General features: G+C 63.9%; 4 protein-coding genes. 2 read left to right on the forward strand and 2 right to left on the reverse strand.

Features of this window, described 5'->3' with window-relative positions:
- On the reverse strand, positions 1-832 hold an 832-nt coding region (locus tag EN742_RS28710), incomplete at its 3' end, for an alpha/beta hydrolase (RefSeq protein WP_245492418.1).
- Positions 833-843: 11 nt separating this feature from the next.
- Positions 844-1,782 (reverse strand): choline ABC transporter substrate-binding protein, encoded by a 939-nt coding sequence (gene choX, locus EN742_RS28715; RefSeq protein ID WP_126055154.1) that lies wholly within the window; start codon positions 1,780-1,782, stop codon positions 844-846.
- Between the two features lie 111 nt (positions 1,783-1,893).
- Here choX and betI point away from each other — a divergent pair, with 111 nt between their 5' ends.
- Together betI and EN742_RS28725 are read left to right on the forward strand one after the other, a co-directional pair.
- A complete protein-coding gene (betI, locus tag EN742_RS28720; RefSeq protein ID WP_127407030.1) occupies positions 1,894-2,508 on the forward strand; it encodes a transcriptional regulator BetI in 615 nt (204 codons plus the stop codon).
- A gap of 88 nt (positions 2,509-2,596) precedes the next feature.
- Positions 2,597-3,370, forward strand: a 774-nt coding sequence (locus tag EN742_RS28725) for an SDR family oxidoreductase (RefSeq protein WP_127407029.1), incomplete at its 3' end; no start/stop codon positions are given.

Here is a 3,370-nt window from a genome sequence, read left to right on the forward strand (position 1 = left end):
GGGATTGCCCGCCCAGGCCCGGCATCATTTCCAAGATCGCGTCGGCGATGGAAACCGGATCCTCCCAATGCGGGTTGTGACCGCAATCTTGCGCCCACACCAGACGTGAGCCCACCAGCGCCTGAGCCAGCGCTCGCTGGTGCACCGCGCCGAAAAGCGGATCGCGCACACCAGCGATGATCAACGCCTGCGCCTGCACGGCTCGCCCCACGGCGGTCAGATCGGCGCGACGGACTTCTTCGAGAATGGCGCGCCAGCGCGCCGCGGGAATCGCGGAGGCGTCTTTTGCGAGACCGGCGAGAAAAGCCTGCGGCACACCTGGCTGGCAGGCATGCCACCAGTCATAGAACGGATCGGCTGGCGAAATCGGATCGCGCAACGCCGCGACCCTGTCGGTCAATTGATGATCCCGTCCGAAATCGGGCTTCAGCGTGCTGGCCACAATCACCAGCCCGCCGATCAATTCGGGATGCCGCGCGGCCAGCATCATCGACACCATGCCACCCAGCGAATGGCCGACGACGACCGGCCGATCGAGCCGCAGGCTGCGGATCAGCCCGGCAATGTCCTCTGCGAAGTCAGCAATGCGATAACCATCGCCCGCCTGTGAGGCGCCGTGGCCGCGCAGGTCCGGCATGATCAGTCGGCGCCCGGAAAGATGCGGCGCCAGCAGCGAAAAACTGCGGCTGGTGTCGGTGAAGCCATGAACCAGGAGCAGCGGCGGCTCCGAACCGGCGACCTCGACATAGGCAAGATCGAGACCGCCGACACCGGCGATTTGCTTGCGGCCGGCCCAGGGGTCCTGCTCGGCCTCCTGATACGCCAGCTCCAAAGCTGCCGGCCTCACAGTCCGAGCTTTTCCTTGACCGCGGCGAGGCCTGGCTTGCCGTCGAAAGTGGCGACACCGGCGAGCCAAGCGTCGAGACGATCTTTGTGCAAGGCGATCGACTTCAACGCCCCCTCCTCCGGCTTCATGCCGTCATTGATCAGGTAGCCCATGCCGACATTCTCCATATCGATGTCGAATGCGAGGTTCTTCAGGAACTGCGCCACATTCGGGCATTCCTGCAGAAAACCCTTGCGCACCTGCGTTGTCACCGTCGCGGCGCCGAAATTAGGGCCGAAGAACTTGTCGCCGCCGGTCAGGTACTTGAAGTCGTACATCGTGTTCATGGGATGCGGCGCCCAGCCCTGGAAGACAATGAATTGCTTCTCCTTGATCTCGTAGCCGACCTCCGAGAGCATGCCAGCTTCGCTCGACTCGACCACCTGCCAGCCGTCGAGGCCGAACTGAGGATCGGCGATAGCGTCCATCATCAGCTGGTTGGAGCCCGGCTCGATGCCGTACATCTTCTTGCCGAACTTGTCGGCGAATTTGTGCAGGTCGGACAGGTCCTTGACGCCGGCGTCCCAGACATAGGTCGGCACGGCGAAGGTGTATTTGGCGCCGACCAGATTGACGCGCACATTCTCGATCGAGCCGTCCTTCTTGTAGGGCTCATAGTAGGTGACCATCGCCGGGTCCCAGTAGCCGAGGAACAAATCGAGGTCCCTGTTCTTCATGCCCTCGTAGATGACGTTGATGCCGAGCACCTCGCTCTGCGGCTCGTAACCAAGCGCCTGGAGCAGGACGTAGGCGACCCCTGTGGTGAAAGCGAGATCGTTCCAGCCGGGTTCCGCCATGCGGACCGCCTTGCACTGCTCGGCCTCGGCCGCTCGGGCCGCCTGGGTACCCAGCATCAACGCAGCCAGACAGACCCCGTTCGCAAGCACTCGCAACATATCGGCTCTCCTCTGATTGACCAATTGGTCATATTATTGTCCCGTTGGTCAATTGTTGATCTAAGTGGACGAAAATGTCAACAATGGAATCGCCATGCATGGATCGATCCGATGAAACTCACGCGTCTCAGCGACATACGCCGCAAGGAGTTGCGGCAGGCGGCCTTCGCGGTGCTGGAGCGCGAGGGCATTGCCGGTGCGACGCTGGAAAAGGTGGCGGCCCAGGCCGGCGCCTCGAAAGGCATCGTGCTGCACTATTTCCGCAGCAAGCAGGAGCTGTTCGAGCATGCCATGCGCGAGGCAAATGCGGTCCTTTGCCACGCGGTGATCGCCAGGCTCCGGCGAGCGCGGACGCCGATGGAACGGCTCGACGCGGTGATCGAAGGCAATTTCGAGGAGCATCTGTTCCGGGCGCCGCTCTGCCATGCCTGGCTGTCGCTCTGTGCCGAGGTGCCCCGCGACGAAAAGCTGGCGCGCATCCAGAAGGTCATCCACGCGCGCATGCGCTCGAACCTGTTGTCCGGCTTGCGCGGCCTGACATCGCCGGACGTGGCCGACGAGATAGTGATCGGCGTCACCGCACTGATCGACGGGCTGTGGCTTAGGCTTGGCCTGAGGCCGGGCAGCGTATCGCGCGAGTTGGCGGTGCGCCAGGTCAAGGACTACGTCGTGGGACGCCTCGCCCTGCGCCAGACAGCGCCCGCCGGGATGGCGTCGGCCGGGTAAGTTTCATACCGGGCGATAGGCCCACGGGTTGACCCTCCGCGCCATTCGGCGCTGCATCCCTGCGCGGCACATTGCAGGGAGCCTGGCGATGAGACTTCAGGGCAAAAGGGCGCTGGTCACCGGCGGTTCGGATGGCATCGGCTTGGCAATCTCTGAAGCCTTCGCTCGCGAAGGCGCCGATGTGCTGATCGTTGGCCGCGATGCCGGCAAGCTAGAGGCCGCGCGGGACGCGCTGGCGGTAGAAGCAAAAGGTAACGCCACGGTAGAAACGCTGTCGGCCGACCTCGCCACCAGCGCCGGCATCGACGCGGTGGCTGCCCGGGTCAAAGGATCCGGCCGGCCGCTCGACATCCTCGTCAACAATGCCGGCGTCGCTTATCTGGTGCCATTCGAGACGGTCAGCGAAGAACGGTTCCAGCATTCCTTCGCGCTCAACGTGACGGCGGCCTTCTTCCTGACGCAGCAGCTCCTGCCGCAGCTCGGCGCCGGCGCCTCAATCATCAACATCTCGTCCTATTTCGCCAACAAGATGATCCCGAAGCGGCCGTCCAGCCTTTACTCGCTCTCCAAGGGCGCGCTGAACTCGCTGACCAAGTCGCTCGCCTTCGAGCTCGGCCCGCGAGGCATCCGGGTCAACGCGATTGCGCCCGGCACGATCGACACCGCGATGCGGCGCAACTCGATCGAAAACCTGCCGCAGCAGGCACAGGACGACCTCAGGGCCTATGTCGAGCGCTCCTATCCGCTCGGCCGCATCGGCCGCACCAGCGACCTCGCTGGCATTGCCGTCTATCTCGGCAGCGACGAGGCCGCCTGGACCAGCGGCGGCATCTTTGCGATCGACGGCGGCTATACGGCGGGG

It is taken from the genome of Mesorhizobium sp. M4A.F.Ca.ET.020.02.1.1, from assembly GCF_004022645.1.
In the GTDB taxonomy this organism is placed as follows: Bacteria; Pseudomonadota; Alphaproteobacteria; order Rhizobiales; family Rhizobiaceae; genus Mesorhizobium.

Excerpts from the sequence above, each read along its gene's own strand:
- choX (WP_126055154.1), bottom strand. The coding sequence starts at position 1,782 with ATGTTGCGAGTGCTTGCGAACGGGGTCTGTCTGGCTGCGTTGATGCTG.
- betI (WP_127407030.1), top strand. The coding sequence starts at position 1,894 with ATGAAACTCACGCGTCTCAGCGACATACGCCGCAAGGAGTTGCGGCAG.